General features: G+C 61.0%; 27 protein-coding genes. 10 read left to right on the plus strand and 17 right to left on the minus strand.

All coding sequences use genetic code 11. The features are described 5' to 3' along the window. Nucleotides 1–50 precede the first annotated feature (50 nt). Nucleotides 51–755, minus strand: a complete 705-nt coding sequence (locus tag ACLGGT_RS01045; protein ID WP_081506636.1) for a GntR family transcriptional regulator — start codon at nt 753–755, stop codon at nt 51–53. 444 nt (nt 756–1,199) lie between these two features. Between ACLGGT_RS01045 and ACLGGT_RS01050 the strand changes: the two genes are divergently transcribed. The 7 genes from ACLGGT_RS01050 (at nt 1,200) to ACLGGT_RS01080 (ending at nt 8,029) form a co-directional block, all read left to right on the plus strand. After that, a complete protein-coding gene (locus tag ACLGGT_RS01050) occupies nt 1,200–1,778 on the plus strand; it encodes a hydrolase (RefSeq protein ID WP_008280505.1) in 579 nt (192 codons plus the stop codon). Between the two features lie 34 nt (nt 1,779–1,812). Further along, a complete protein-coding gene (sucC, locus tag ACLGGT_RS01055; RefSeq protein WP_151979574.1) occupies nt 1,813–3,006 on the plus strand; it encodes an ADP-forming succinate--CoA ligase subunit beta in 1,194 nt (397 codons plus the stop codon). Nucleotides 3,007–3,134: 128 nt separating this feature from the next. Next, the gene (gene sucD / locus ACLGGT_RS01060; protein ID WP_008279485.1) at nt 3,135–4,016 is read left to right on the plus strand and encodes a succinate--CoA ligase subunit alpha; all 882 of its coding nucleotides are present in this window, start codon (nt 3,135–3,137) and stop codon (nt 4,014–4,016) included. 55 nt (nt 4,017–4,071) lie between these two features. Continuing rightward, complete coding sequence (locus ACLGGT_RS01065; RefSeq protein ID WP_437194849.1) at nt 4,072–4,827, plus strand: alpha/beta hydrolase family protein; 756 nt, start codon at nt 4,072–4,074, stop codon at nt 4,825–4,827. Between the two features lie 141 nt (nt 4,828–4,968). Then, on the plus strand, nt 4,969–6,144 hold the full coding sequence (locus tag ACLGGT_RS01070; protein ID WP_151979577.1) for an ATP-grasp domain-containing protein: 1,176 nt from the start codon (nt 4,969–4,971) through the stop codon (nt 6,142–6,144). Continuing rightward, complete coding sequence (gene sucD, locus ACLGGT_RS01075) at nt 6,144–7,043, plus strand: succinate--CoA ligase subunit alpha (protein ID WP_081506639.1); 900 nt, start codon at nt 6,144–6,146, stop codon at nt 7,041–7,043. The genes ACLGGT_RS01070 and sucD (ACLGGT_RS01075) overlap by 1 nt, the downstream gene beginning before the upstream one ends. Beyond that, nucleotides 7,040–8,029, plus strand: coding sequence for an NAD(P)H-quinone oxidoreductase (locus ACLGGT_RS01080; RefSeq protein ID WP_437194851.1), 990 nt, complete (start codon nt 7,040–7,042; stop codon nt 8,027–8,029). The genes sucD (ACLGGT_RS01075) and ACLGGT_RS01080 overlap by 4 nt, the downstream gene beginning before the upstream one ends. Nucleotides 8,030–8,104: 75 nt before the next feature. On the opposite strand, the gene ftsZ is transcribed toward ACLGGT_RS01080, so the two are convergent. The 9 genes from ftsZ to ACLGGT_RS01125 form a co-directional block, all read right to left on the minus strand. Further along, nucleotides 8,105–9,706: a cell division protein FtsZ gene (ftsZ, locus tag ACLGGT_RS01085; RefSeq protein WP_037297441.1), complete on the minus strand. Its 1,602-nt coding sequence runs from the start codon at nt 9,704–9,706 to the stop codon at nt 8,105–8,107. Nucleotides 9,707–9,879: 173 nt separating this feature from the next. Beyond that, nucleotides 9,880–11,214, minus strand: a complete 1,335-nt coding sequence (ftsA, locus tag ACLGGT_RS01090; RefSeq protein WP_008280514.1) for a cell division protein FtsA — start codon at nt 11,212–11,214, stop codon at nt 9,880–9,882. A 3-nt stretch (nt 11,215–11,217) separates the two neighbouring features. Beyond that, entirely contained in the window at nt 11,218–12,087 is an 870-nt protein-coding gene (locus ACLGGT_RS01095) for a cell division protein FtsQ/DivIB (protein WP_008280515.1), read from the minus strand. Continuing rightward, on the minus strand, nt 12,075–12,998 hold the full coding sequence (locus ACLGGT_RS01100) for a D-alanine--D-alanine ligase (RefSeq protein ID WP_437194852.1): 924 nt from the start codon (nt 12,996–12,998) through the stop codon (nt 12,075–12,077). Before ACLGGT_RS01100 ends, ACLGGT_RS01095 begins: the two co-directional genes overlap by 13 nt. Nucleotides 12,999–13,050: 52 nt before the next feature. Next, nucleotides 13,051–13,995, minus strand: coding sequence for a UDP-N-acetylmuramate dehydrogenase (murB, locus tag ACLGGT_RS01105; protein WP_437194853.1), 945 nt, complete (start codon nt 13,993–13,995; stop codon nt 13,051–13,053). A gap of 50 nt (nt 13,996–14,045) precedes the next feature. Then, on the minus strand, nt 14,046–14,291 hold the full coding sequence (locus tag ACLGGT_RS01110) for a DUF2484 family protein (protein WP_008280518.1): 246 nt from the start codon (nt 14,289–14,291) through the stop codon (nt 14,046–14,048). Then, nucleotides 14,288–15,691, minus strand: coding sequence for a UDP-N-acetylmuramate--L-alanine ligase (gene murC, locus ACLGGT_RS01115; protein WP_437194854.1), 1,404 nt, complete (start codon nt 15,689–15,691; stop codon nt 14,288–14,290). Before murC ends, ACLGGT_RS01110 begins: the two co-directional genes overlap by 4 nt. Then, on the minus strand, nt 15,688–16,794 hold the full coding sequence (gene murG / locus ACLGGT_RS01120) for an undecaprenyldiphospho-muramoylpentapeptide beta-N-acetylglucosaminyltransferase (protein ID WP_437194855.1): 1,107 nt from the start codon (nt 16,792–16,794) through the stop codon (nt 15,688–15,690). Before murG ends, murC begins: the two co-directional genes overlap by 4 nt. Beyond that, nucleotides 16,791–17,954 carry a peptidoglycan glycosyltransferase FtsW gene (locus ACLGGT_RS01125; RefSeq protein WP_081506644.1) on the minus strand — a complete coding sequence of 388 codons (1,164 nt, stop codon included), beginning with the start codon at nt 17,952–17,954 and terminating at the stop codon, nt 16,791–16,793. The genes murG and ACLGGT_RS01125 overlap by 4 nt, the downstream gene beginning before the upstream one ends. A gap of 126 nt (nt 17,955–18,080) precedes the next feature. On the opposite strand from ACLGGT_RS01125, the gene ACLGGT_RS01130 reads away from it, so the two are divergent. Then, the gene (locus ACLGGT_RS01130; protein ID WP_437194856.1) at nt 18,081–19,274 is read left to right on the plus strand and encodes an NAD(P)/FAD-dependent oxidoreductase; all 1,194 of its coding nucleotides are present in this window, start codon (nt 18,081–18,083) and stop codon (nt 19,272–19,274) included. A gap of 19 nt (nt 19,275–19,293) precedes the next feature. Here the strand turns inward: ACLGGT_RS01130 and ACLGGT_RS01135 are convergent, their stop codons facing one another. Genes ACLGGT_RS01135 through flgB form a run of 5 tightly spaced genes read right to left on the minus strand, consistent with a single transcriptional unit; the run spans nt 19,294 to nt 22,871 of the window. Next, entirely contained in the window at nt 19,294–20,055 is a 762-nt protein-coding gene (locus tag ACLGGT_RS01135) for a flagellar basal body rod protein FlgF (RefSeq protein ID WP_008280523.1), read from the minus strand. Nucleotides 20,056–20,069: 14 nt separating this feature from the next. Continuing rightward, nucleotides 20,070–21,329 (minus strand): flagellar hook protein FlgE, encoded by a 1,260-nt coding sequence (locus tag ACLGGT_RS01140; RefSeq protein WP_199861306.1) that lies wholly within the window; start codon nt 21,327–21,329, stop codon nt 20,070–20,072. A gap of 46 nt (nt 21,330–21,375) precedes the next feature. Then, nucleotides 21,376–22,053, minus strand: a complete 678-nt coding sequence (locus ACLGGT_RS01145; protein WP_008280525.1) for a flagellar hook assembly protein FlgD — start codon at nt 22,051–22,053, stop codon at nt 21,376–21,378. A gap of 11 nt (nt 22,054–22,064) precedes the next feature. Then, complete coding sequence (flgC, locus tag ACLGGT_RS01150) at nt 22,065–22,481, minus strand: flagellar basal body rod protein FlgC (RefSeq protein WP_008280526.1); 417 nt, start codon at nt 22,479–22,481, stop codon at nt 22,065–22,067. A gap of 3 nt (nt 22,482–22,484) precedes the next feature. Beyond that, entirely contained in the window at nt 22,485–22,871 is a 387-nt protein-coding gene (flgB, locus tag ACLGGT_RS01155; protein WP_081506647.1) for a flagellar basal body rod protein FlgB, read from the minus strand. Nucleotides 22,872–23,004: 133 nt separating this feature from the next. Between flgB and ACLGGT_RS01160 the strand changes: the two genes are divergently transcribed. Both ACLGGT_RS01160 and ACLGGT_RS01165 read left to right on the plus strand, forming a co-directional pair. Next, nucleotides 23,005–23,433, plus strand: a complete 429-nt coding sequence (locus ACLGGT_RS01160; protein ID WP_008280528.1) for a hypothetical protein — start codon at nt 23,005–23,007, stop codon at nt 23,431–23,433. Between the two features lie 131 nt (nt 23,434–23,564). Further along, a complete protein-coding gene (locus ACLGGT_RS01165) occupies nt 23,565–23,732 on the plus strand; it encodes a hypothetical protein (RefSeq protein WP_157132402.1) in 168 nt (55 codons plus the stop codon). A 148-nt stretch (nt 23,733–23,880) separates the two neighbouring features. On the opposite strand, the gene scpA is transcribed toward ACLGGT_RS01165, so the two are convergent. Continuing rightward, nucleotides 23,881–26,010: a methylmalonyl-CoA mutase gene (scpA, locus tag ACLGGT_RS01170; RefSeq protein ID WP_008280530.1), complete on the minus strand. Its 2,130-nt coding sequence runs from the start codon at nt 26,008–26,010 to the stop codon at nt 23,881–23,883. Next, complete coding sequence (locus ACLGGT_RS01175; protein ID WP_437194857.1) at nt 25,982–26,917, minus strand: hypothetical protein; 936 nt, start codon at nt 26,915–26,917, stop codon at nt 25,982–25,984. Before ACLGGT_RS01175 ends, scpA begins: the two co-directional genes overlap by 29 nt. Between the last annotated feature and the right edge of the window lie 13 nt (nt 26,918–26,930).

Genomic DNA, 26,930 nt, shown 5'->3' on the forward strand with positions numbered 1-26,930 from the left:
GTTTCAAATCTGTCTCACCCCGTCTATGCTGCCGGGTGTGAGGATGATGTTCAGCCCGTGTTCGCCGCAGCGTTGCGGGTTAATTCCAGCCGGCCCCAAGTTCTGCGAAGGTGCTGATGCAACTGCATCGTATGCTCCCGCACCCGTTCAGCGGCCTCCTCGGCATCGCGACGCTCCAACGCCTCGATGATTTCAGCATGATCGACAACCGATCGCTTGACGCGATCACCCTCCCACATAGACCGAAGCCGCACCGCTTGGATGTGCAGAAACAGCCCCTCCGCCATAGTCTTGAGCAGGCCACAATGCGAAATTTCCAAGATGTGCATGTGGAACTTTAGGTTGTCGTCAGAATATTCAGCGATCCGCGTCGCGGAGAGCTCGTCATTGTATTTCGAGGCGATCTTGCGCAGTGTCGCAATCTCTGTGTCACTCGCATTATCAACCGCAAGCCGTGCCGCCATACTTTCAAGCGCCGCCCAGGCCACGATCATCTCCAGGATCTCTTCCAGACTCTTGCGCTGAACAAACACACCTTTGCGCGGGACGACCGTCACCAGCCCATCAGACTCAAGTCGCGCAATCGCGTCCCGTAGCGGGGTGCGCGAAATATTCAGTTGCTCCGCCAACGAACGCTCGTCCAACCGCAGTTCTGCGTTCTGATCGTAGATATCCATCTCTAGGATCGCCTCGCGCAGACGGTCGTAAACATGATCCTTGAGCGTGAATTTCGACGCGATCGGGCGTAGCTTCATGTTATCCCTCCAATGCGCCCGCGCCCTTCGGCGGCCATGCTCATTTCTGTGGTATACCATAGACCAGCATATCAGGTCGGGCAAATCATTTTTCCAAGATTCGTCGCCGCAGGTGCAGCATGACTCACCGGAAATGACCATGACAGCCTTGTTTATCAAGCAGAATTCAGGCGTGCGGACCTAACGGTCATCGACGACGGCTCAATCCTAACGAAGCAGTGATAAATATCTGATTATATTTGTTTTTTGTTAATTTTATTGCAATCTAGAGAGGAAGCCCACTCTCACCGAATCACATCGCGCGTGTCGCACTGCAGCATCGCATCGCACAATGAAACCGCTTCACCGGGTCTTGCATTGTCTTAGCTTGAAACCTGCGGATCACGCCTGAAAATTGCTGGGTTGCTGGGTAAAATCATCTGTGGTATTTGGAATACCACAAGAATGAACACCACATTTGTGGATGACATCAGGGGGACGATCATGCTTATCCGTGCCGCCGACAGCGCGCTTGTGATCATTGATATGCAAGAGCGGCTCGTCCCCGCCATGCAGGCTCCGGCGCGGACGATTCGCAATGCGCGCACTCTCATGGCCTGCGCGCAAGAAATGGCTGTACCCGTGGTGATGACCGAGCAGTATCCGTCAGGTCTTGGTCGCACCGTCCCGGATCTCAAACCGGGGCCAGATGCCGTCGTCCTCAGCAAAATGCATTTTTCCTGTATGGAAGACACCCATTTTGCAGCGCATTTCCGCGCTCTTGGCCGCAAACAAGCCGTGCTTGCGGGAATGGAGGCGCATGTCTGCGTGCTGCAAACCGCCGCAAGCCTGATCGAAGAGGGATTTGAGGTTTTTGTTGTCTCAGATGCCACCGCCTCACGCACGTTGGAGAGTGAACATGCTTGCATCGCGCGGCTCAGCGCAGCGGGTGCAGGTATCGCCACCACGGAAATGGTCGTGTTCGAATGGCTGGGCCAGGCTGGAACACCGGCCTTCAAGAAACTGTTGCCACTGATCAAATGACGGCCGCGGTCGTATTATCCAAGGGAGGAAGAGCGTGAACATCCATGAATATCAGGCAAAGGCCTTGTTGCGCAGTTATGGCGCACCGGTCAGTGAGGGCCGGGTCGTCTTGCGCGGCGAAGAGGCCAAGACCGCCGCTGGCGCGCTCGATGGCCCCGTCTGGGTGGTCAAAGCGCAGATCCACGCCGGTGGCCGTGGCAAGGGCAAGTTCAAAGAGGCGGGTGCCGGTGAAAAAGGCGGCGTGCGCATTGCCAAGTCTGTGAACGAGGCGGCCGAAGAGGCCAAGCGCATGCTGGGCCGTACACTTGTCACGCATCAGACCGGACCTGAGGGCAAACAAGTCAACCGCATTTACATCGAAAACGGCTCGGCCATCGCGCGCGAACTCTATCTTGCCCTGCTGATCGACCGCCAGACCAGCCGCATCAGCTTTGTGTGCTCGACCGAGGGCGGCATGGATATCGAAGAGGTCGCCGCAGAAACGCCTGAGAAAATCCTCAGCTTCGCTGTCGATCCCGCCACCGGCTACATGCCCTATCATGGACGACGCATCGCCTTTGCGCTTGGTTTGACCGGCGGTCAGGTTAAACAATGCGTATCTTTGATGGGCCTGCTCTACCGTGCCTTTGTCGAAAAAGACATGGAGATGCTCGAGATCAACCCGTTGATCGTTACCACCGACGGCAATCTGATGGTGCTCGACGCCAAACTTGGCTTTGACGGCAACGCGATCTACCGCCACGCCGATATCGCCGAACTTCGCGATACCTCGGAAGAAGACCCCAAGGAACTGGAAGCGTCGAAATACGACCTCAACTACATCGCGCTCGATGGCGAGATTGGCTGCATGGTCAATGGCGCGGGTCTGGCGATGGCGACGATGGATATCATCAAGCTCTACGGCGCCGAGCCCGCCAATTTCCTCGACGTGGGCGGCGGGGCGACCAAGGAAAAGGTCACCGAAGCCTTCAAGATCATCACCTCTGATCCGCAAGTGAAGGGCATCCTCGTCAATATCTTTGGCGGCATCATGCGCTGCGATGTGATCGCCGAGGGCGTGGTGGCTGCGGTCAAAGAGGTGGGGCTGAAAGTGCCGCTCGTCGTCCGTCTCGAAGGCACCAATGTCGAAAAGGGCAAGGAGATCATCAACACCTCCGGCCTCGACGTCATCGCCGCCGATGATCTGAAGGACGGCGCGCAGAAGATCGTCAAGGCCGTCAAGGGGTGAGCGCCGGTCCGGGGCCTTGGCCCCGGCAAACGCTCCGGTGGAGCGTTTGAGGCGCGAACGGGCGGAGCCCCGGATCATCCGACCATACCATAACGCGGCCCCGCCGCAGAACTCAGGAGCCAAACAAAATGGCAGTCCTCGTCGACAAACATACCCGCGTGATCTGTCAGGGCCTTACCGGCTCGCAGGGCACATTTCACTCTGAGCAGGCCATCGCTTATGGCACCCAGATGGTCGGCGGCGTGACCCCCGGCAAGGGTGGCACGACGCATCTCGACCTGCCCGTGTTCAACTCGGTGCATGAGGCCAAGCATGTGACAGAGGCCAACGCGAGCGTCATCTACGTGCCGCCGCCCTTTGCTGCGGATTCCATTCTCGAGGCGATTGATGCCGAGATGGAATTGATCGTCTGCATTACCGAAGGCATCCCGGTTTTGGACATGATGCGCGTCAAGCGCGCGCTCGAAGGGTCGAAATCGCGCCTCATCGGCCCGAACTGCCCCGGCATCATCACGCCCGACGCCTGCAAGATCGGCATCATGCCCGGCCATATCCACCGGCGCGGCAGCGTCGGCGTGGTCAGCCGCTCGGGCACGCTGACCTATGAGGCGGTCAAGCAGACCTCGGATGTGGGCCTTGGCCAGTCGACTTGCGTCGGCATCGGCGGCGACCCGATCAAGGGCACCGAACATATCGACGTGCTGGAATGGTTCCTGGCCGATGACGAAACGCAGTCGATCATCATGATCGGCGAAATCGGCGGTAGCGCGGAAGAAGAGGCGGCGCAGTTCCTGAAAGACGAAGCCAAACGCGGGCGTAAAAAACCTGTCGCAGGCTTTATCGCCGGGCGCACAGCCCCGCCGGGCCGCCGCATGGGCCACGCCGGCGCCATCGTCGCGGGCGGCAAAGGCGACGCCGAGAGCAAGATCGAAGCCATGAAATCCGCCGGCATCACCGTGGCCGAAAGCCCCGCTGGCCTCGGCGAGGCCGTGCTCAAGGCGATTGGCTGAATCACTTAAGACCGGTAACAATGAGAGCGCATGCACAACGTGAAGGGAATTCACCATGCCGCTACCGCTCTCATTGTTCCGTCTAATTGCATTATTGGTTCTGGGCCTCGCCAATATGGCGATGGCCCAGTCCCCCGGGCCTCTGAACGGTCAGATGTTTGGCGCAGGCAACCGCGCTCTCGTGGTCGTGGTTCACGGCGATGTCAGCAAGGGCGGGCCAGCCACCTATCATTATGATTTCGCGGAACAGGTCGCAAAGCAAGGCAAAGGGACCAGTGTCTTTGCCCTCATAAGGCCCGGATACACGGGTGAAAAGGGTCAGAAATCCCCCGGCTCCAACAACGGGCGCAGCGATCACTACACCAAGCAGAATAATGCACTGGTGGCACAGACAATCCAGAATCTTGCAAAAACCGTCGGAGCATCAAAGGTAATCGGCGTAGGCCATTCAGGCGGGGCCGCGCAACTTGGGGCGATCGCCGGTCTGTATCCGGGTCTGTTAGACAGCGTGATTCTTGTCTCCTGCCCCTGCAACATTCCTGCATGGCGCGCCAAACGTGGCAAATCCGCTTGGAAAAACAGCCTCTCTCCTTCTGACTATGTCGGTTCCATCGCGCGTGGCACTCGTATTTTTGCGGTCGTGGGCGATAAGGACACGAATACCTACCCTGAATTCTCAGAAGCATTCGTCACCGCCGCCAAGGCGCGTGGACTTCCCGCCGCATATGTTCCTGTCAAAGGGGCAAGCCATGGCTTTGATGGGTTGCAACGCACCGTAGAACAGTTGACCTTGCAAGAAATTGCCAAATGAGCAGGGCAAGCGCATTGTAGAACGGCACGAGGAAAGATCCTGGCCGAAACCGCCTGCCGGTCCCCAGAATGGAATGGCATCCGTTGACTAGATCTGGCACCTGGTATACCAAGAACCATAGCCGAACAGGAGGCACATCCCATGTTTCTCGCCGAATATCAGTCTAAAGAGCTGCTCGCGCAATATGGCGTGCTTGCCCCCGACGGGCGTCCCGCGCGTAGCCCGGACGAAGCGCAACGCCTGTGCAAGGAAATTGACGCGCGAAAATACGTGGTGAAGGCCCAGATTGGCGCAGGTGGGCGCGGGCTTGCTGGGGGTATCCGCTTTGCCGCTACGCCCTCTGCGGTGGCTGACGAGGCGCGCCGCCTACTTGGATCGACCCTGGTAACAGACCAGACCGGACCGGCAGGAGAGACCGTAACCCTCGTGCAGATCGAGGCGGCGATTGACATCGCACAAAGCTGTTTCGTCGCCATCGCCTTTGATCCGGAAACAGGGCAGCCCATGCTTTTGGCCTCGGGTGCGGGCGGGGTGGAATTCGAGCAGCGCGCCCGCATGGACGAGGACACGGCTCAAAGCTGCCCGCTACCTTCGGATAGCCCCGAGGCGCGCGCCAAGATTGCAACCTTTCTGACTGGTGTGGGGATCAGCGAAGCGCAAGACGCGGCCATCGACGCGATCTTTGCCGCCCGCCTCGCCTTTACCGAAAACGACATGACACTTATCGAAATCAATCCCTTTGCCCGAACGACCGATGGCCGCTGGATGGCCGTGGATGCCAAGGTTGCGATTGATCCAAACGCCGGCTTTCGCCGCCCCGAATTCGCCTCCATGGTCGCGGATCGTCCCGCGCCAGCGGATGAGTTGGCCGCGCAGAAACATAATATCAACCTTGTACGGCTGGAGGGAAACATTGGCGTTGTTGCCAATGGCGCGGGGCTTGGCCTTGCTACCAATGACATGATCACAGACGCTGGCGGCAAGGCTGCAAACTTCATGGATATCCGCACGACCGCGAGCAGTATGGATGTGGCGCGCGGGGTCGAGATACTTCTCGCCGATGATCGAGTATCGGCGATCCTGCTCACCATCCACGGCGGCGGCATGACCTCTGCCGATACGGTAGCCGAAGGCGTAAACTTTGCCTATGCTAAAGCCACGCGGAAGCTGCCGGTGATCGCCTATATCTCGGGGAAACATGCCGATTGGGGCCACCGCATCCTGCGCGAACGCAAAGTGCCGGTTGAGAGCTGCGACACGCTGTCGGCTGCGGTTGGACGGGTAGTAGAGCTGGCAGGCCAGAGGAGGGCACGCTGATGGCGATCTTTGTCAATTCCGAAACACGGCTCATTGTTCAGGGCATGACCGGGCGCTCCGGCACCTTCTACACCGATGAGGCGACGCGCTATGGCACCACCTGCGTGGGCGGCGTGCGCCCCGGCAAGGGCGGTGCGCGGCATCTGGGCCTGCCGCTTTTCAACACCGTGCGCGAGGCGGTTGAAGCGACACAGGCCAACGCCAGCCTCGTGATCGTGCCCGCACCTCAGGCTGGCCCCGCGATGATCGAGGCGATCGAGGCCGGGGTCAGCGTAGTCGTCTGCGTGACAGAGCGCGTGCCACAACATGACATGAGCCGCGTCAAACAGGCGCTTGCGGGCACCGATACCATATTGATTGGCCCAAACTCGCAGGGCATCCTGACGCCGGGCCAATGCAAAATCGGCGTCATGCCGACGGTGAATGCAATGCCGGGCCATATCGGTATTGCCTCACGTTCGGCCTCGCTTACCTCGGAAATCCTTGCGCAATGTAGCAAGGCGGGGCTTGGACAATCGACCACCGTGGGCATTGGGGGTGACACATTGCATGGCGTGGGCTTTGTCGACTGTCTTAAGGCATTTCGCGACGATCCAGAGACCGAGGCTGTCGTTATGATCGGCGAGATTGGCGGGCGCGGCGAAGAAGAGGCCGCCGCCTATCTCGAAGCGGTGGACTATGGCAAGCCCGTCGTTGCCCTTGTGGTCGGACGCCATGCGCCGCGCGGGCGGCGGATGGGCCATGCTGGCACGCTTTCGGTTCTGGGCGGTGGCACGGCGGCGGATAAGATCGCGCGTCTGCGCGGTGCCGGGGTCGAGATTGCAACCCATGCCGATGACGTGGTGGCCGCCGTAGCACGCGCGAGCGCCAAGACACCGCAAAAGGCGGCTGCCCGATGAGCGCCTTGCCCGAAACCATGCGCGTTATCGAAATGGCCGCCCCCGGTGGCCCCGAGGTTCTGATCCCCGGCACGCGCGCCCTGCCCGGCTGCGGCACAGGCGAGGTTCTGATCCGCGTCACCGCCGCTGGCGTCAACGGTCCGGACCTTGTGCAGCGACGCGGGCATTACCCTCCACCCAAGGGCGCGTCGGACCTCCTTGGCCTTGAGGTTTCTGGCGAAGTGGTTGCTTGTGGCGAGGGTGTCACCAACTGGCACCCCGGAGACCGCATCTGCGCCCTGACCAACGGCGGGGGCTACGCCGAATTTGTGGCGGTCGACGCGAGCCATTGCCTGCCCATCCCGAACGGCGTGGACGAGGTCGAGGCCGCAGGCCTGCCCGAGACCTTTTTTACCGTCTGGAGCAATGTGTTTCTGGGGCACAATCTGCCCAAGGACGGCGTTTTCCTTGTGCATGGCGGAGCAGGTGGGATCGGCTCAACCGCAGTTCAGTTGGGCAAGGCTATGGGCCTCACGGTGCTGACGACGATTGGCGATGACGCAGCGGCGCAATTCGTGACCGAATTGGGCGCAGACCGAGCCATCAATTTCCGCACCGAGGATTTCGTCGCTCTCACTCGCGAGGCTGGCGGGGCCGACATCATCCTCGATATCATAGGCGGAGATTATGTAGCGCGAAACATCAAAGCCGCGCGGCACGATGCCCGGATCATCCAATTGGCATTCAACATGGGCTCAAAGGTCGAGATTGATTTGATGCCTGTGATGCTCAAACGCCTGAGCTATACCGGCTCTACTCTGCGCTCGCGCCCCGAAGGCTTCAAGACGCAAGTGGCCGAAGCCCTGCACGAGACGGTTTGGCCCCTCTTCGCTGCTCAGAAGCTGCGCCCGGTAACGCACCGCGTCCTGCCGATGGCCGAGGCGGCAGAAGCGCATCGGTTGATGGAGGCCGCCGAACACCACGGCAAGATCCTCCTGCGGATGTGAAGAGACGCACCAAACCGAAATGAAACAAAAAAGCCGCCCAAATGGGCGGCTTTTTCATTTGGCTTGAAACGATAATCAGTTCGCCTGACGACGCAGGAAGGCTGGGATTTCGATCTGCTCGTCCTCGTCATGGGCACGCGCCGGGGCCTGCTGGGGCTGTGCGCCGCCCATGGTTGGCTGTTGGCGGCTCGGGCGCGCGACAGGCTGCGCACGTTCTGGCTCGGCAGAATGGCCGGTCATGCGGTTTATGAGCGAGTTGATGCCAAAGCGCGGACGCTCTTCTGCGGCCCGTGCCTCGGGCTCGGGGCGGCGCTGTTGAGGCTGTACCGGGGCACGACCGACAGCCGCCTGCAACCGTTGGAGCGCCTCGGGCGAGGGGGTGCCGGGGGCCGGTGCACGCGGCGCAAGGTAGGCTTCGAGCTCGTCTTCATCGTCATAGGTGTTGCGCGCAAACTCTTCGACGCGCGGCTGATAGGCAGGCGGCGGAAGATCGTCTTCTGCGATTTCCTCTTCGAAAATATCTTCCATCTGATCTTCGGCGGCTGCGCGCTGCGTCTCCATCGCGGCAAAGAGCGACGGCTCCGGCTCTGCCACACGCGCGGCGACCGGTGCAGGCTCGGGCTTGGCCACCGGGGCAGCCTCGGCGCTGACATGCTGCTTGAGCGGCTGCGCCATCGAGCGGCGCGGTACTGGCAGATCGGCCGCTACCTGGCTTACGTCGATGCCCGTTGCCACAACGCTGACACGGATCGAGCCTTCCATAGACGGATCAAGTGTCGAGCCCACGATGATATTGGCATCCGGGTCCACTTCCTCGCGGATACGGTTGGCGGCTTCGTCCAACTCGAACAGCGTGAGGTCATGCCCACCCGTGATGTTGATCAACACACCCTTGGCGCCCCGCAGGCTGATTTCATCCAAGAGCGGGTTGGCAATCGCCTTTTCGGCGGCTTGGATGGCGCGATCTTCGCCGCTATCCTCGCCTGTGCCCATCATCGCCTTGCCCATCTCGTCCATCACCGCGCGCACGTCGGCGAAATCGAGGTTGATGAGGCCCGGACGCACCATCAGGTCTGTCACACCCTTGACGCCCTGATAGAGCACGTCATCGGCCATGCTGAACGCTTCGGTGAAGGTCGTCTTTTCGTTCGCCAGACGGAACAGGTTTTGGTTGGGGATGATGATCAATGTATCGACCATCTTTTGCAGCGCCTCAACGCCTTCTTCTGCCTGACGCATCCGCTTGGCGCCTTCGAACTGGAACGGCTTGGTGACAACACCCACCGTCAGCACGCCCAATTCCCGCGCGGCCTGCGCGATGATCGGTGCAGCACCGGTTCCGGTTCCGCCGCCCATGCCCGCAGTGATAAAGCACATGTGCGCGCCAGCCAGATGATCAACGATCTGCTCGATGCTCTCTTCAGCGGCGGCGGCCCCGACAGAAGCCCGTGCGCCTGCACCCAGACCCTCTGTCACCTTCACACCCAGTTGGATGCGGCTCTCTGCGTTGCTCTGGCTCAGGGCCTGCGCATCTGTGTTGGCCACCACGAAATCCACACCATCGAGACGCTTTTCGATCATGTTGTTCACGGCGTTGCCACCCGCCCCACCCACACCGAAAACGGTGATACGGGGCTTCAGCTCGTCATGTCCGGGCATAGTGAGGTTGAGTGTCATAGCTTGTCCGCCTGTCCTGATGCCCACATTCGCGGGCTGTTTTCCGCCTGATTGCGCCCATTCTTACCGATGGTTAGCCCAATCGTCACCTAAAAAACACGTTTTGACCACTAAATATGGTCATATTTCCAGCCTTTTTCGCGGGATTTCGCCGACTACGCCATATCTTGCGATCACCAGTTGTCCCGAAACCATTTCATTGCCCGCTTGAGCGACCGCGCCGGATAGCGATCCACCGGAATCTCGAAATCCCACCATTCGTCTTGCGGATTGGCCGCAAAGAGACACATGCCCACGGCACTGGCAAACCCTGCACCGGTTGCCGCTTGCGGCAGACCATGCACCCGCAAAGGCCGCCCAAGCCGCACCTGCTGTCCCAATATCTTGCTGGCCAGCCCGTCAAGGCCGGGGATCTGGCTACCGCCGCCGGTCAGCACGATCTGCTGGCTTGGCAGGTGATCGAACCCGGCCGCATCAAGCCGTGCGCGCACCTCTTCGAGAATTTCCTCGACCCGAGGGCGCATAATGCCGATCAATTCGGCCCGGCTTACGCGGCGGCGATCATGCTCGTAATCGCCGGTATCACCACCGATATCGATCATCTCGCGGTCGTCCATTCCAGTGGCAACCACTCCGCCATAAAAGGTCTTAATTCTCTCGGCGGTGGCCTGCGGCACTTGGAGGCCCATGGAAATGTCGTTGGTGACGTGGTCGCCACCCATCCGCACACTGTCGGCGTAGATCATATGCTTCTTCATGAAAATGGACACGCCCGAGGTGCCGCCACCCAGATCAATACAGGCCGCGCCCAACTCCTGCTCGTCCTCGACCAAAGCGGCAATGCCCGACACATAGGCAGAGCTGGCAACCCCTGCGAGTTCCAGATCGCAGCGCTTGACACAATAGGCAAGGTTCTGGATCGCCGCACCATCAACGGTCAGCATATGCATATCGGTGGCCAGCACCTGCCCCATCTGCCCACGCGGATCAATCAATCCACTGCGGTGATCCAAGGCGAAATTGACCGGCTGCGCATGCAGCACCTCACGCCCCTCGCCGAAATCTGGCACATCACAGGCGCTCAGAACGCGGCTGATGTCCTGCTCGCTGACGGTATGGCCCTCAAGCTCGACCTGCCCCGCCAACCCATAGCTGCGCGGCCCTGCGCCCGAAAAACAGGCAATGACGTGATCAACACGAATGTTGGCCATCTTTTGCGCCGCCTGAACGGCGGTGCGAATGGCGCGCTCGGTCTCGGCCATGGCGTCGATCTCGCCAAAGCGCACCCCGCGCGACCGTGTCGTGGCCGCACCGATCACCCGAAAGCCAGCTTGTCCCGCCATCCGGCCGATGCCTTCGGCCTCGTGCAGCCGCTCGGTGCCGTCAAAGCGCAATACAAGGCAGGCTATCTTGGAGGTGCCCACATCCAAGACAGCGACCACCCCCCGCTGCATCGCCGCCTTGCGCATGTTGCGCATCGCCCGTTGGGATTCGTAGAGCTCGATCATGGTTCAGTTCGTCCCCAAACTCATCTGTGTTATGGTCCACCAGTCTTCCATGGCATTCTCGTTTAGGCGGATTGTCGGGCGTGCGGCAATGCGCATGTCGACCGAGGCCAGATCACGCCCCAGCATGTCCTGCGCCCCGTGCAGCACGATCACACGCTCCAAAGCGCGCACCGCCCCAGTTTCGGGCAACAGGATGCGTTTGCCATCCGCCAGCACCAGATCCCACCGCCGCTCTCCCATCCGCACAAGACCGCGCAGGTCCATGCCAAGCGGAACAGCCGCCCGTAGAAGTTCAATCGCCTCAGCCACCTGATCCGGGGCTCCATCGCCCGCCACCACCGGCAGGTCAGCACGCTCGGCGCGGGCTTTGACCACGCCGATCACCTGCCCTTCGATGTCGATCACATTGAGCGCGTCGCGCGTTTTCCAAAGAGCGACCGGAACCCGCTCGGTGATTTCGGCGACCAGAACACCGCCCTGACGGATGCGTACTTCGGCGCGCGCGACCGCCGGCAGCTCTTCGATCATCACGCGGATATCATCGAGCACAAGGTCAAACGAGCTCGCGGGCAGGTCATAGGGGAAAATCTCGCGGATATCCTCCTGAACGCTGGTGCTCGCGCCCTCGACCGATAGCAGATTGACCATGAACTCGGGGCGGGTTTCGATCTGGTGGCGGATTTCGGCAACCTGCTCGACAAGGGCGGTGCGCCGCGTCTCGCTGCTGAGATATCCGCCGGCGATCCCCGCCACCACCAGTATCGGCAAGCCAAACCGGATCAGACGCCGATAGAGCGGCGTCAGCATCAGGCGCTGAAGACGGTAGGACATGCGCGACGGCGCAGGATCAGCGCGCGGAATTACCGGTTGCATGACGCATCCTCCACCATCCAGCGACACAACTCGGGAAAGGTAATGCCGACCGCTTGTGCCTGTTCCGGGACGAGCGACGTGGGGGTCATTCCCGGCTGCGTGTTGGTTTCCAACAGGATCAACCCATCACGCCCACGCGCCGCGTCCCAACGAAAATCCGTGCGGCTGACCCCGCGACACCCCAGCACCGCATGCGCCCGCAGCGCATAATCCAGACAGGCATCAAAAATCTCTTGCGGAATTTCAGCGGGCACCACATGGCGCGACCCACCAGGTTTGTATTTGGCGTCGTAGTCATACCAGCCATCAGTCAGAATATCCGTCACGGTCAGGGCACGGTCGCCCATCACCGTCGTGGTCAATTCGCGCCCCGGCGCATAGGCCTCGACCATCACCACCTCGGGCATGTCATCGGACAGGGCGGGTGGATTGTTGGCGCCCGCCTCAACCAGATAGATGCCGACGGAAGAGCCCTCGTTACATGGTTTCACCACATAGGGCGGGGGCATGACATGGCGCGTGCGCACCTCATCGCGCCGCGCCAGCACACTCTCGACCACCGGCAGGCCAGCCGCGCGATAGGCCGCCTTGGTGCGTTCCTTGTCCATGGCAAGTGCTGAGGACAGCACGCCCGAATGGGTGTAAGGCAGGCGCAACCATTCCAGCATCCCCTGCACGCACCCATCCTCGCCCCAACGCCCATGCAGGGCATTGAATACCACGTCCGGCTTTATCGCTTGTAAACATGTGCAGAGGTCGGCCGCGGCATCCACCTCAACCACCTCAAACCCTGCTTCCCGCAATGCGACGGCGCACTCACGCCCTGAAGAGAGCGACACGTCCCTCTCCGCTGAGGGGCCGCCCATGATCACCGCCACTTTCGGGGTTGTTCTGCTCGAACCAACCACCATGTGCCTCAATGTCCCGGGCTGGTTCACCAGCCCTGTTGTCGATTTGTTTTTGTTAGTCTGCCTGTGGGCTTGCGCCCGGAGCCGGTTCGCCGACCCTCATGATTTCCCACTCTAACTCTATTCCACGCATTTGAAAAACCTTTTTTCGCACCTCTTCGCCAAGACCTTCCAGATCGGCGGCAGACGCCCCGCCGGTGTTGATCAGGAAGTTGGGATGCATCTCGCTCATCTGCGCCCCACCGCGCCGTGTGCCGCGCAATCCCGCCTCGTCGATCACTTTCCACGCCTTCAGATCATGCACGTCATCCGCCCTCCCGGTCGAGGAAAATCCCGCCGGATTGCGAAAAGTACTGCCTGCGCTGCGCTCTTTCGTCGGCTGCGTGGCGTCACGCTTGGCGATTTGGTCGGCCATTTTGGCCTCCAGCGCCGACGGATCGCCCAAGCCCCCCTCAAAGGTTGCCTCTACGATCACCCACCCGTCAGGAACAGCGCTGTGCCGATAGGCGAAGTGCAGCGCATCATGCGCGAGGGTCACCACCTCGCCGCCCCGTGTCACGGCTTTCGCCTCAACCAGATGATCTGCCACATAGGCCCCGTAACAGCCCGCATTCATCCGCACCGCGCCACCGATGCTCCCCGGGATGGTGCGCAAGAACGTCAGATCAACGCCCGCCTTGGCCGCCCGCCGTGCCACATGCGCATCAAGGGCAGCAGCCCCGGCTATCACGCGACTGCCCTCAACACGAATACCATTGAACCCGCGCCCCAACCGGATAACCACCGCATGCACCCCGCCATCGCGCACAATCAGGTTGCTGCCCACGCCCATGGGAAACACCGGCAGGCTGAGGTCAAGCCCCGCAAGAAACCCTACCAAATCGTCAAGATCTGCTGGTTGAAACAACCAATCCGCAGGCCCGCCCACACGCAGCCAGGTCAGGTCAGCCAAGGGCCGGTCGGGCGTCAGCGCGCCCCGTGTCTGTGGCATCGTCATCATGACAGCGCTTCTGCCTTTTGCCGCGCCCAAGGTAAAGCCCTGCGCATTCCCTACCCCAGTTTCCGCCGCATCCACCGCCCAAGGTAGATCACCGGCCATCGCAGCACGCTCATCCCGCCAACCATGACAAATAGGCCAACCCACGGCCCATTCTGCCACGTGACAAAGCCAAGGATCGGCACACCAAGGGCCATCAGCACATAGGCCCGCCGCCAGTAATTGTTGCGGCTAGGCAGCATCGCCAGCACATTCGCAGCGACTGCCCAACAACACGCCAGAACCAAAGAGAGCGTCATCCCAACCCTTCAAGGCGTGCTGGCAATCCATTCGCCCAAGCACTGATCGTGCCCGCGCCAAGACAGACAACCATATCCCCCGATCCCGCCTGCTCACGCACCAGACGCTCCAAATCGTCTTCGTCGCGGATGGCACGGGCGTGGCGGTGGCCGTGGCGGATCAGCCCCGCCACCAGATCATCGCGACTGGCCCCGGGAATGGGGTCTTCGCCCGCAGCATAGACCTCGGCGATGGCCACCACATCGGCTTCGTTGAAACAACCGCAGAAATCATCAAAAAGGCTCGAAAGCCGGGTGTACCTATGCGGTTGATGTACCGCGATAACCCGCCCCGTCGTGGCCTGCCGCGCCGCACGCAGCACAGCGGCAATCTCGACCGGGTGATGGCCGTAATCGTCGATGATGGTCACGCCGTTCACTTCGCCCACACGGGTAAAGCGCCGGTTGACGCCTCCGAAACTTGCCAAAGCGGTGCGAATTTCATCGCCTTTCATCCCCAGATGCCGCGCCACTGCAACCGCGCTCAGCGCGTTGCTGACATTGTGATCGCCGGGCATTGGAAGGGTGCAGCCTTCGATCATCCGCCCCTCAGCCTGAAGCGCCACGTCGAAATGCGCGACACCCTTTTCGTAATGCAGATTGACCGCCCGCACATCGGCCTGCGCGTTGAACCCATAGGTCCTCACGCGGCGGTCGGTGATGCGGCCCACAAGGGCCTGCACTTCGGGGTGATCGGTGCAACAGACCGCCAGCCCATAAAAAGGAATATTGCTGACAAAGTCGTAAAAGCCTTGCCGCAACCGCTCGATATTGCCCCAATGCTCCATATGTTCGGGGTCGATATTGGTTACGATGGCGATGGTCGCCGGCAGGCGGTTAAAGGTGCCGTCACTCTCGTCGGCCTCGACCACCATCCATTCGCCCTGCCCCATACGCGCATTGCTGCCATAGGCATGGATGATGCCGCCATTGACGACCGTGGGATCAATTCCGCCCTTGACCAAAAGCTCTGCAACCAGCGTTGTCGTCGTGGTCTTGCCATGGGTGCCCGCCACCGCAATGTTGGATTTGAGCCGCATCAGTTCGGCCAGCATCTCGGCGCGGCGCACGACGGGCAGGCCGCGCTTGCGCGCCTCGTCTAATTCAGGATTGCCGGGCTTGATGGCAGATGAGATGACCACCACCGCAGCACCCTCGAGGTTTTCGGCGCGCTGCCCCTCAAAGACCGTAGCCCCCATGCCCGCCAACCGCACGGTGATCGGCGTGGATTTGAGGTCAGACCCCTGAACCTGGTAGCCATGATTGATCAACACTTCGGCAATGCCCGACATCCCGATACCGCCGATCCCGACAAAATGGATGGGGCCGATATCAGTCGGAAGCTTGGTGGCTGCATTCATTGCTTTTGCCCTTTATTCGCAAGGTCTTCGACCATATCGGCCAGATGTTGGGGGGCGTCCGGCATGCCACAACTCAACGCCGCCTGCGCCATCATCGACGCGCCGGTCGGATCGCCCAGTACAGCACCGATCTGCTCGCGCAGCACCGTTTCAGTCAAGCGGCTTTCGGGGATCACGATTGCCCCACCCGCCGCCGCCAGACCACGAGCATTGGCGGCCTGATGGTCGCCAGCGGCAGCAGCATAAGGAATGAGGATCGCAGGCCGCCCGATGATCGAAACATCAGCGATGCTCGACGCGCCCGCCCGGCTGATCACCAATTGTGCCTCGGTCATGCGGCGAGGCACATCGCGGAAAAATGGCTGCACATCGGCATCAATCCCCGCCCCGGCATAAAACCGCGCCACGCGGTCCATATCTTCCTCGCGCGCCTGATGGCTGACCCGGACATTGCGCAAGATCGCCTCCGGCAGGGCTGCGACAGCGGCTGGCACCATATCGCTGAGGATACGCGCCCCTTGTGAGCCACCAATCACCAGCACCGACATTGGATAATCGCCCGGCGCGATATAGCCCGCGCCCGCCCGCTCCAACACCGCGGCCCGCACCGGATTGCCCACATGCACCGCCTGCGTGCCCTCAGGCAGGGTGGTGGGCCAAGTGCCACAGGCAACAACATCGACCCGGCGCGCAAAGAACCGGTTGACCCGACCAAGCACCCCATTTTGTTCATGCACCATACGCGGACGGCGCAGCAGCCACGCCGCCGTGAGCGCCGGAATGCTTGGGTAGCCGCCAAATCCCACGACCACGTCCGGTTTGTCCTGCATTATCCGCAGGCTTGCCCCCAACACGCCGCCCGCGATGTGAAACGGTGCCAGCAGTTTGTTGAGCAGGCCGCCGCGCGCGAAGGTGGCGCTTGCCACCTGCTCAATTTCGACCGAATGAGGAAAGCCGCCAACATAGCGCGCACCGCGTGCATCCGTGCTCAATCGTACCCGCCAACCACGCCGCAGCATCACCTCGGCCAGGGCCTGCGCGGGAAACATATGTCCACCCGTGCCGCCCGCAGCGATGATCAACAGCGGCTGTCGCGCAGTCATGAGCGCCCCCGCAGGATATCCCCGATCTGTCCCTGAGGCCGCGTTCGGGTAAAGGCCAAAAGCATACCCACGGCAATCCCGCCCGCCACCACCGACGAACCGCCATAGCTGACAAAGGGTAGGGTCATGCCCTTGGCTGGCAGAAGGCGCACGGCGACGCCCATGTTGATCATCGCCTGTGCCCCGAACATCACCACAAGGCCGGTGCCCGCAAGGCGGATGAAGGGATCACGTTCCCGCATCAGGCGCAAAAGCGAGCGCACCACGACACTGGCATAAAGCGCAATGATGCAGAGCACCAGAACCAGCCCGTATTCTTCGGCGGCGACCGCGATGATGAAATCCGTATGCGCGTCCGGCAGGCTCCATTTGACCTGCCCTTCCCCCACGCCCACGCCAAAGAAACCGCCTTCGCGGATCGCATTGGTGGCAAAGCCAAGCTGTGTGGTCGGGTCGACCTCAGGGCTGAGAAACCCGTCAATCCGGCGCGCGAAATGCTCGGAATTGGCATAGGCGAAACTGCCCACGAGCACCACGCCCCCTGCCATCCCCAAAAGCAACGTCACCGGGGCCCCTGCCACGAAATACATCACGCCCCAGCCAAAGAGAACAAGCGCGGCCTGCCCGAAATCGGGCTGCATCGCCAGAAAGGTGAGGATCACGAGGGTCAAAAGAAACGACCAACTCAGACCCGGCGGCCCATTCACCTGCTGGCTTGCCGCCATCATCCAAGCGGCCACGACCACGAAAACGGGCTTGAGAAACTCCGACGGCTGCACCGACGCAAAACCGAGGCTATACCACCGTACCGCCCCCTTGCCAAAGTCTGTCCCCAGAAACGGCAGCGCCATCAGCGCGGCAAAGGCAGCGAGAAACCCTAGAACCGCCATGCGCCGCACCATTTCCGGGCGCATCATCGACACCAGAACCATCACCGCCAGTGCCATGCCTCCGAAGAGCGCCTGACGCTGCACGTAGTAAAACGCGCCAAGCCCATTCTTTTCCGCAAGCGGTGGCGAGGCGGCCAGCCCCAACAACATACCGATACTGAACAGGATCAAGACGCATGTCAGCGACCATTTGTCGATCGTGCGCCACCATTTGGGAATGACGGGCTCTGCGTCCCGCAGGGGCACAGCCCCATAGACCATTTCTGTCATCTGCCTGCCGCCTCATGCATCTTGCGCCCCTTTTCGGGGTCTGACACATATTCTAGCGCTGTTTTCGCCTTAATACCAGAACTATCCCCTTGCCAATCGGCGGCTTTTCGCGTCAGAGCCACGCACATGCGCCACAACTGCAACACGCTCATCCTTGGGGCCGGGGCCGCCGGCATGATGTGCGCGGCTAATGCCGGGCCAAGCACGCTGATCATCGACCATGCGCGCGCACCGGGCGAGAAAATACGTATCTCAGGCGGTGGGCGGTGCAACTTCACCAATCTTGGCACGACACCGGCGAATTTCATCTCGGCCAACCCGCATTTCTGTAAATCCGCCCTCTCGCGCTATACCCAGTGGGATTTTCTTGATCTCATCGCGCGTCACGGCATCGCTTGGCATGAGAAAACCCTTGGCCAGCTTTTTTGCGACGACAAGGCCACACAGATCGTCACGCTGCTGGTCAAGGAACTGCGTCAATCGGAGGCCGATCTTTGGCTTTCAACGCATGTGTCGGACATCAGCCATGACGGCAGCCGGTTTCACGCCACGCTTGACCGCGAAGGGCGGCGCATGACTGTCTCCGCGCGCAACCTCGTGCTGGCAACGGGCGGAAAATCTATCCCCAAGATGGGCGCCACGGGCATGGCCTATGACATTGCACGCCAATTCGGCCACCAGATCACCGAAACGCGCCCGGCACTTGTACCACTCACCTTTTCCGACGCCCCTTTTACCGCACTCTCCGGCACCGCCCTGCCCGTGCGGGCCAGTTGCGACGGGGTCAGCTTTGATGAGGCGGCGCTTTTTACGCATCGCGGGCTGTCGGGCCCCGCCATCCTGCAAATTTCCTCTTACTGGCGCGAGGGGCAGGCGATCACCCTCGATCTCGATCCCAACGCCAGACTTTATGACATGCTCCGCCAGCAGCGTCAGACCACAGGCCGCCGTAATATCACAACCGACCTTGGCCATTACCTACCCGCGAAACTGGTGACGCATCTGGCGGCGAGCTTGGGTCTTGCGGGCAATCTCGCAGATCACTCCGACGCGCGGCTCGCCGAGATCACCGGGGCGTTGCGCGGCTGGCAGATGAAGCCGACCGGCACCGAAGGCTATCGCACCGCCGAAGTCACCTTGGGCGGCATCGACACTAACGGGATTTCGTCAAAATCAATGGAATCCAATCACATGCCCGGCCTCTATGCGATTGGCGAGGCCGTGGATGTCACCGGGTGGCTTGGCGGTTACAATTTTCAATGGGCATGGTCGTCGGGTTGGGCTGCAGGCAAAGCGATCGCTCAAGCCGGGGATGGCTAAGCCCGCACGCAATTCAACGTCAGCCTTCGGGGGCCTGCATTGTCCTTGCGCCGCTTTCATCCAGTTCGCGCGCAGTCAGGACCATGCGCATACCCAATTCGAAATTCCGCTGCATCTGCATCGTCGACAGCAGTTCCTCGACCGGGTTGACGTTGCTGCTCTCCAGCGTGCCCTGCAACACCTCCGCCTGTTGATTGGGCGGCGGCAACACGCCCTCCACGGTTCGGATCTGACCGTCTGCACCTTTGGTCAGCGCAACATCCTCAGGCGGGATCACGGTGGCCAGCACACCGGCCAAGACCGGATCACCCTCAGGATCATCAAGCGGCTGTATGTAGATTTCGCCAATATCCGTGATCCGGATATTGCGATAAGCGGGCACCTGAAGCGGGGCCATATCCGCACCCAGCATCGCATCGCCCGCACCATTGCGCAGCGTGCCATCCGTATCACGCCGCAGATCGCCACGACGGCTGAGCGCCGGATCGCCGGACTCGGGCATCACGTAGAAAAAACCCCGATCCGCAATCGCCACATCCAGTTCCTCGTCGGTGCGGGTGAGCCTGCCCGTTTCCTGCGAGAACCCGGCGGGCCCGGTCTCGACCTGAAAGGCACGAGTGGTCAACCCCTCCATCATGTCGAGGAACCGCACCCCGCCCTCGTTGGGCAGGTCGCGGCGATAACCCGGAACGGTCTGGTTGGCGAGGTTCTGCGCCTGCGCCACCTGACTGTCGCGATTGACGCCCAATGCGTTGAGCGCGGTATAGATCATGCGGTCCATGGTGGTGCCTTGCGTTAGCTGCGGATGTTCAGAACCGTGTCGGCCAAGGTTCCGTTGGTCTCGAGCGCTTTGGCAGAGGCCTGATAGTTCCGTTGCGCCATGATCAAGTTGACCAATTGCTCAGTCAGATCGACATTCGAGCGTTCGACCGAGCCAGCCCTGATCGCACCAAAGCCACTTGTCCCCGGCACACCCAAACGGACGTCACCGGATTCTCGCGAGGCGCGGTAAGTTGCGCTACCGATGCTGCCAAGACCCTGGATATCCGAGAAATTCGCAACAGCAACCTGACCGACTGCAACCGAAGTCTCGGCACCATAGCTGGCCCAAACGGTGCCATCCTGACGCACATCAACCGAGGACAGATCAAGCTGGCGGGTGCCGTTCTGTGACACAGCAATCGCGCCAAACGGGCCCTCAGACACCCGCGAGCCACCAAGAGAAAGCGACAGCGCCTGCTCCCCAAAATCAAAGTTCATCGCCTCAAGACCGCCGGTCTGCGCGCCGCCCGCATCAAAAGACAATGTGGCCAGCGGGTTGGTGGGGGCGGTGATAACGCCGTCGACCACCAGTTGCACCGTATAGGCCAACCCGCCATCCAGCGCGTCGGGCGCATCGGACATCACGAAATAGGCTTGCGCCGGCACGGCACGCCCCGCAGCATCCAGCACCGGGATTTGCGTGGTCGCAGCATAAGTCGTTGGATCCGCTGGATCAAAGGCAGCGGCAGGAATGGCCGCCTGCGCGCCCAGACCACCATTATTGCTCAGCGACAGGTTGAACGATAGATCAACGGCCGTGGTCGCCTGGGGCGTGCCGAACTGCTGCGGGATCTGCAGGCGTTGCGTCTGTGTCGTGGACAGCGTGTCGCCATTCTCTGAGGTCGGGAAGACCGTAAGGAAATGCCCCGCCGCATTGGTCACAAACCCTTCTCGGTTCATGCCAAAGGCACCGGCACGGGTATAGCCCGCATCGGCCCCCGCATCCGGCCCGGTGCGGACCTGAAAGAACCCCGGCCCCTGCAAAGACAAGTCCAGCACATTGCCGGTCGCCGTCAGAGACCCCTGTTTGAAATCTACACCAATCCGGCTGACTTCGGTGCCTGATCCGATCTGTGAGGCAGGGCGGCTGTACGGGCTGGTGGTATAGATATCGGCGAATTCCGCCCGGCTGCCATGAAACCCGAGGGTGCCCACGTTGGCAATATTGTTCGAAGTCACCGAAATGTCGGTCTGCGCGGCGTTCAGCCCGGAAAGTGCAGTGTGAAAGCTCATGAATCTGGTCCTGTCAGGTCGTTGAAGGGTCTGGTGTTGGTTGGGATTAGCGAATATCGGTGATCTCGAGACTGCTACGCAGCCCATAGTCTTCGACCCTGAGGGTCATGTCCTGCCCGCCCTCGGGCATCTGCACCCCCACAACCCGGGCATAAACAAAAGGCTCTGCCGGTGTGTCGCCATCCACCTCGATCGCCACCCGCACCGCACCGCGCGCAGCGACGATCTCAGGCGGCAGGCCGTCCCAGTCAAAGCCCATCAGCCCGGCAGGCTGTGCGCCCATATCTTTTCGGTGGAGTTCCGCGCCCGTCTCGGCGTTGGAATAGATCACTGTGACAGCACTTGCCGCCTCTGGAAGGTCTGCCACACCGTGCACCCCGCCCGACGCATCTGGCCGCGCGAGCGAACCCGGCACCAAAACCTGTTGCCCCAAGAGCGACGAAGCGGTCGCAATCCGATTGCCCCCGATCTGGCTGCCGATATCGCTTAAGGTGGTGTTCACCCGGTCCAACCCCGCCACGGTCGAAAATTGCGCCATCTGTGCGAGGAATTCGCCATTTTCCATTGGCGCGAACGGGTCTTGGTTCTGTAACTGCGCCGTCATCAGCGCCAGAAAATCCTGCTGCCCCAGATCGCCATTGCCTGTCCGTGTTGGGGCGGAATTGGCGGCGGCGGCGGCCGTGAACGTGGCACTTGCGCCGGTTGCTGTATTGACTTCAGGCATTGCAGTGCTCCTTAGCCCTGACCCATCATGACCGTGCGTGCCATCAGCGTGCGCAGGGTCGAGACGGTTTCCAAAACATTCTGATACTGGCGGCTGGCCTCGACCATCTCGACCATTTCCTCGTCTGGATTGACGACGGATTCGTAGACGAAGCCCTCTTCATCGGCCATCGGATGATCGGGGCGGTAGGCACGCACAGGCTCTCGATCAAGCTGCACGACGTCGGTGACATGCGTGGTCGAAAGGCCAGACTGGCCGGTCTGATCGGCATAGATCGTCTCGAACACCGGGCGCAGCGGGCGATAGGCCTCTTCTTTGGTGGTGCTCACCGCCTGCGCATTGGCCATATTGGAGGCCACCGTATTCAAGCGCACCATCTGCGCCGACATGGCAGAGCTGGCGACATCAAAGATATTCTTGATCATCATGGCTTATTCTCCCTTGATCGCCGTGTTCAAACCAGAAATCCGCCGGTTGAGCAGCGTAAGACTGGTTTGGTAACGCAGGCTGTTTTCCGCAAATTCCATCTGCTCCACAGCCAGTTCGACCGTATTGCCATCGAGCGAAGGATTGACCGGAACGCGGTATCCCGCCTGCCCCGCATTTGGACCACTGGTTGCGAAATGGCGGCCGTTGCTGGTGGCGAGGGCACCGCCACCAGTTTCAGCATTCAGCACCGTTTCGAAATCCATGTCGCGCGCCTTGAAGCCCGGAGTCGCCGCATTGGCGATGTTGGAGGCCAGCATCGCGCCACGCTGCTCGCGCAGGTTCAGAGCCGAAGCAAAGAGGCTCAGGTGATCGCGGAACGCATCTGTCATGGCGCGAGATCCTTTCCCGGGTGGTCAGCGCAGTTGGTCCAGTCCTTGCAGGGTGACGTGCATCGTGGATGCTCCGGCCCTGCCCGCATCCCTGCAATTCTGGTGCCAACCCGCCCGAAACCAAGGAACGCCGATGTCAGAGACCGCCGCCCGCCCCGCCATGCGCAAGTCGCTCACCCTGCCCCGAAGCTTTAGTCGTGTGCTGGGGCGTCTGCTGATCCTTCCCGCCACCGAGAGCCTGCCCCTCGCAAACAACGTCTACGCCCAAACCAGCAATCCGGTGCAGCGCGCGCTCGCGATGCGCCTGCGCCTGCGCCTCTTGCAAGAGGCTCTCGATGCCCCGCACAAACCCGTCCCACCGGTCAAAGCCGAACCCGAACCTCTGCCCCCACCGATGCCGGAACCAATGCCGGAGCCAGAGCCAGAACCCGCACCACCCCCAAAACCCGCCAAGACAGCCAAGCTCGTCAGTCTAGATCTGGCAGGCGGCGCTCTTTCCATGATGATGAGCGAATTGGGAAGCGGCGAAGACGCAGAGGATGATTTCTTTGGCGATGACTGAACCCTTCAAAGCCAATATCTTTGGATACCAGCCCTCTCTTTCGCCCCCTCGCAAATACCTTCGCGCGCTTTCTATTTCAGTCAGATCATGGGATTGTGGTTGTACTTCCAAGGCTGCCAGGAGATACGGAAATGAAACAGTTGGCACCACAAATGACAGTGAACGATACGCATCGGTTTGGGCAAGACGCCAATACCCCCCTCCATCTCCCCAGTGGATGGTGGATTGCCCCCATGGTCGGTCTCGGCGTTGTGATGTGGTACTGGATCATTTCCGCACTTCTCTCGGTTTTGGGCTAAGCCTCCCTCCAGAGCTTGCAAAGTGTTGTCGCCCGGTCGCTCTCGCGTCCGGGCGAAACCTTTTTTCCGGGTATTATGTAGAACTTGACCCCGCGCATGTCTGCGCGGGGTCGTTGTTGTTCTTGCCGTTTGTTGCAGCGCCCTGCCGTTATCCGCGCGCCTCGCGGATCAGCCGCAGAATATCCTTGGCTGCCTCAGGAATATTGGTGCCCGGACCAAAGATTGCCTTGACTCCCGCCTTCTTGAGGAAATCGTAATCCTGTTGGGGGATCACCCCGCCGCAGATAACGATAATGTCGCCTGCATCCCGCGCCCTAAGCGCCGCGATCAGTTTCGGTGCCAATGTCTTGTGCCCCGCCGCCTGAGAGCTGATGCCCACCACATGTACGTCATTGTCAATGGCATCCTGCGCCGCCTCTTCTGGCGTCTGAAAGAGCGGGCCCACATCCACATCGAACCCGATATCGGCAAAGGCGGTGGCAATCACCTTGGCACCGCGGTCATGCCCATCTTGCCCCATCTTGACGACAAGCATACGCGGACGGCGCCCCTCAACCTCGGCAAAATCCTCGACGGATTTCTGAATGGCGGCAAAGCCTGCGTCGCCCTCATAGGCGGCACCGTAAACCCCGGCCAAAGTCTTGACCTCGGCGCGATGCCGTCCAAACTCTTTTTCCAGTGCCATGCTGATCTCTCCTACCGTGGCGCGCGCGCGCGCTGCCTCAACCGCTGCGTCGAGCAGATTGCCGCCCTCACGCGCACGGCGCGTCATCTCGTTCAGGGCGGCCTGACAAGCCGTCTCATCGCGTTGCGCGCGAATACGCTCCAACCGGGCGATCTGCGCCTCGCGCACCTTGTCGTTGTCGATATCCAGAATATCGATCGGGTCTTCCTTGTCCTTGCGATACTTGTTGACGCCGACGATCACCTCGTCACCCCGGTCGATCATGGCCTGCCGGGTCGCCGCAGTTTCTTCGATGCGGAGCTTTGGCATGCCGGATTCCACCGCCTTGGTCATGCCCCCCATGGCCTCGACCTCTTCGATCAGGGCCCAGGCCTTTTCGGCCAACTCATGCGTCAGGCTCTCGACGTAGTAAGACCCCGCCAGCGGGTCGACCACCTTGGTGACGCCAGTCTCTTCTTGCAGGATCAACTGCGTATTGCGGGCGATGCGCGCGCTGAAATCTGTAGGCAGGGCAATCGCCTCATCCAGCGCATTGGTGTGCAGCGACTGTGTGCCCCCCAGAACCGCGCTCATCGCCTCGTAGGCGGTGCGCACCACGTTGTTATAGGGATCTTGTTCCTGAAGGCTCACCCCGGATGTCTGGCAATGGGTGCGCAGCATCTTGGATTTCTCGTCCTTGGCACCGAATTCGGTCATGATCCGGTGCCAGAGCAGGCGCGCAGCGCGCAGCTTGGCGACCTCCATAAAAAAGTTCATGCCAATGGCGAAGAAGAACGAAAGACGCGGCGCAAAGCTGTCTACATCCATGCCCGCAGCGATGGCTGCACGCACGTATTCGCGCCCGTCGGCCAGCGTATAGGCCAATTCCTGCACAAGGTTCGCGCCCGCCTCTTGCATGTGATAGCCCGAGATCGAGATCGAGTTGAATTTTGGCATGTGTTGGGCTGTATAGCCGATGATATCCGACACAATCCGCATGCTGGGTGCAGGTGGATAGATATAGGTGTTCCGGACCATGAATTCCTTGAGAATGTCATTCTGAATGGTGCCCGAGAGCAGCGCCCGATCATGGCCTTGCTCTTCTCCGGCGACGATAAAGCTGGCCAAAACCGGGATCACAGCGCCGTTCATCGTCATCGAAACGGAAACCTTGTCGAGCGGGATGCCATCAAAGAGGATTTTCATATCCTCGACGCTGTCAATCGCCACACCTGCCTTGCCGACATCCCCCTCGACGCGGGGATGGTCGCTATCATAGCCGCGATGCGTGGCCAGATCGAAGGCGACCGAGACCCCCTGCTGTCCGGCTGCAAGGTTGCGGCGGTAAAAGGCGTTCGATTCCTCGGCCGTTGAAAACCCGGCATATTGCCGGATCGTCCAGGGGCGGCCTGCGTACATCGTGGCCTTGACGCCGCGCGTAAAGGGCGCTTTCCCGGGGATGCTCCCCATATGCGGCAGCTCCGCCACATCCTCTGCGGTATAAAGCGGTTGAACCGCTATCCCCTCGAGCGTGTTCCACGTCAAGTCTTCGGGTGCGCGCCCCCGCAGCTCAGCCGCCGCGAGTTTACGCCAATCGTCTTTCTTCGTCGCCATTCCGATGTCCTCTTCCAATCTGGCCAGAGGGCAGGTGTTTCCCCGCCTCATCTGATCCGGTTTCTTCTGATAGTCGCGCCACCCCATCTGCCCCGGCAGAAAGCCAGAACAGATCGTCGGCATAGGCCTCTTGCAGGGCCAAACGCTGCGCCCGGTCAAAGGGCTGCCAACGCCCTTCGCCCTCGGGCAATTGTGTCAAATCGCCGCCACGCGCGGCCACAGCACGGCGTAACGCCGCCAGATCCGGCGCGCGGTTGAGCCAGAGCCGCGCCGCCTTGACCGGCACCTCTGCAAGCCCGGTTATCGCGCGCATCCGCCCCTCGGGGCGTCCGGCATGTACTTCATGCGGAAGGATCACGAGGTCGACACCGGGCAGCGCACAGGCCAGATCAGTGATCACCTCGCGCCAATGCCGGTTGACCGTCACCAGCCGGTCAAGGTCATCGACCCCCGGCACACCGTGCCCCCGCGCCACGCCATAGGCCAGCGACGACGCCCACCAACTATCCTGTCCGCGCACGGACAGCGCCACACGCGTGATCCGCCCGTCAAAAGCATGGGCGAACCGCGCCACACGCTCGCCAATGCCGGGATAGAGCCGCGCGTGCCGCAGGTTACGCCGGGTTGAGCCGATCATGTTCTCATCGCTGATCAACACACGGGTCATGCCCTGCGTGCGCGCCTCTTCAAGTCGAAGCGCGATACGCCCACGCGCGCGGTCCAACTGTTGGGTGGCAGTGGCAAGGCCCGATGCCGGGATGACCCCACTCAACACACCGTCCCGTGTCACCTCTGGGCCCCAATAGCACAGGCCTTGCGCTGCCAAAGTACGCGCGTTGGCGCGCATATAGTGTTGAAACGAGGTTGAGGCGGTGCGATGCGCGCCCAGATGCAGGATAATGTCCATGTCAGGTCTGACC

The sequence above is a fragment of the Roseovarius sp. MS2 genome, from assembly GCF_051447875.1.
Classification (GTDB): Bacteria; Pseudomonadota; Alphaproteobacteria; order Rhodobacterales; family Rhodobacteraceae; genus Roseovarius; species Roseovarius mucosus_A.

Bases quoted from the DNA above. Each gene is read 5' to 3' on its own strand.
- ACLGGT_RS01045 (WP_081506636.1), bottom strand. From the start codon at position 755: ATGAAGCTACGCCCGATCGCGTCGAAATTCACGCTCAAGGATCATGTT.
- ACLGGT_RS01050 (WP_008280505.1), top strand. From the start codon at position 1,200: ATGAACACCACATTTGTGGATGACATCAGGGGGACGATCATGCTTATC.
- sucD (WP_008279485.1), top strand. From the start codon at position 3,135: ATGGCAGTCCTCGTCGACAAACATACCCGCGTGATCTGTCAGGGCCTT.
- ACLGGT_RS01065 (WP_437194849.1), top strand. From the start codon at position 4,072: ATGCCGCTACCGCTCTCATTGTTCCGTCTAATTGCATTATTGGTTCTG.
- ACLGGT_RS01070 (WP_151979577.1), top strand. From the start codon at position 4,969: ATGTTTCTCGCCGAATATCAGTCTAAAGAGCTGCTCGCGCAATATGGC.
- sucD (WP_081506639.1), top strand. From the start codon at position 6,144: ATGGCGATCTTTGTCAATTCCGAAACACGGCTCATTGTTCAGGGCATG.
- ACLGGT_RS01080 (WP_437194851.1), top strand. From the start codon at position 7,040: ATGAGCGCCTTGCCCGAAACCATGCGCGTTATCGAAATGGCCGCCCCC.
- ftsZ (WP_037297441.1), bottom strand. From the start codon at position 9,706: ATGACACTCAACCTCACTATGCCCGGACATGACGAGCTGAAGCCCCGT.
- ftsA (WP_008280514.1), bottom strand. From the start codon at position 11,214: ATGATCGAGCTCTACGAATCCCAACGGGCGATGCGCAACATGCGCAAG.
- ACLGGT_RS01095 (WP_008280515.1), bottom strand. From the start codon at position 12,087: ATGCAACCGGTAATTCCGCGCGCTGATCCTGCGCCGTCGCGCATGTCC.
- ACLGGT_RS01100 (WP_437194852.1), bottom strand. From the start codon at position 12,998: ATGGTGGTTGGTTCGAGCAGAACAACCCCGAAAGTGGCGGTGATCATG.
- murB (WP_437194853.1), bottom strand. From the start codon at position 13,995: ATGATGACGATGCCACAGACACGGGGCGCGCTGACGCCCGACCGGCCC.
- ACLGGT_RS01110 (WP_008280518.1), bottom strand. From the start codon at position 14,291: ATGACGCTCTCTTTGGTTCTGGCGTGTTGTTGGGCAGTCGCTGCGAAT.
- murC (WP_437194854.1), bottom strand. From the start codon at position 15,691: ATGAATGCAGCCACCAAGCTTCCGACTGATATCGGCCCCATCCATTTT.
- murG (WP_437194855.1), bottom strand. From the start codon at position 16,794: ATGACTGCGCGACAGCCGCTGTTGATCATCGCTGCGGGCGGCACGGGT.
- ACLGGT_RS01125 (WP_081506644.1), bottom strand. From the start codon at position 17,954: ATGACAGAAATGGTCTATGGGGCTGTGCCCCTGCGGGACGCAGAGCCC.
- ACLGGT_RS01130 (WP_437194856.1), top strand. From the start codon at position 18,081: ATGCGCCACAACTGCAACACGCTCATCCTTGGGGCCGGGGCCGCCGGC.
- ACLGGT_RS01135 (WP_008280523.1), bottom strand. From the start codon at position 20,055: ATGGACCGCATGATCTATACCGCGCTCAACGCATTGGGCGTCAATCGC.
- ACLGGT_RS01140 (WP_199861306.1), bottom strand. From the start codon at position 21,329: ATGAGCTTTCACACTGCACTTTCCGGGCTGAACGCCGCGCAGACCGAC.
- ACLGGT_RS01145 (WP_008280525.1), bottom strand. From the start codon at position 22,053: ATGCCTGAAGTCAATACAGCAACCGGCGCAAGTGCCACGTTCACGGCC.
- flgC (WP_008280526.1), bottom strand. From the start codon at position 22,481: ATGATGATCAAGAATATCTTTGATGTCGCCAGCTCTGCCATGTCGGCG.
- flgB (WP_081506647.1), bottom strand. From the start codon at position 22,871: ATGACAGATGCGTTCCGCGATCACCTGAGCCTCTTTGCTTCGGCTCTG.
- ACLGGT_RS01160 (WP_008280528.1), top strand. From the start codon at position 23,005: ATGTCAGAGACCGCCGCCCGCCCCGCCATGCGCAAGTCGCTCACCCTG.
- ACLGGT_RS01165 (WP_157132402.1), top strand. From the start codon at position 23,565: ATGAAACAGTTGGCACCACAAATGACAGTGAACGATACGCATCGGTTT.
- scpA (WP_008280530.1), bottom strand. From the start codon at position 26,010: ATGGCGACGAAGAAAGACGATTGGCGTAAACTCGCGGCGGCTGAGCTG.
- ACLGGT_RS01175 (WP_437194857.1), bottom strand. From the start codon at position 26,917: ATGGACATTATCCTGCATCTGGGCGCGCATCGCACCGCCTCAACCTCG.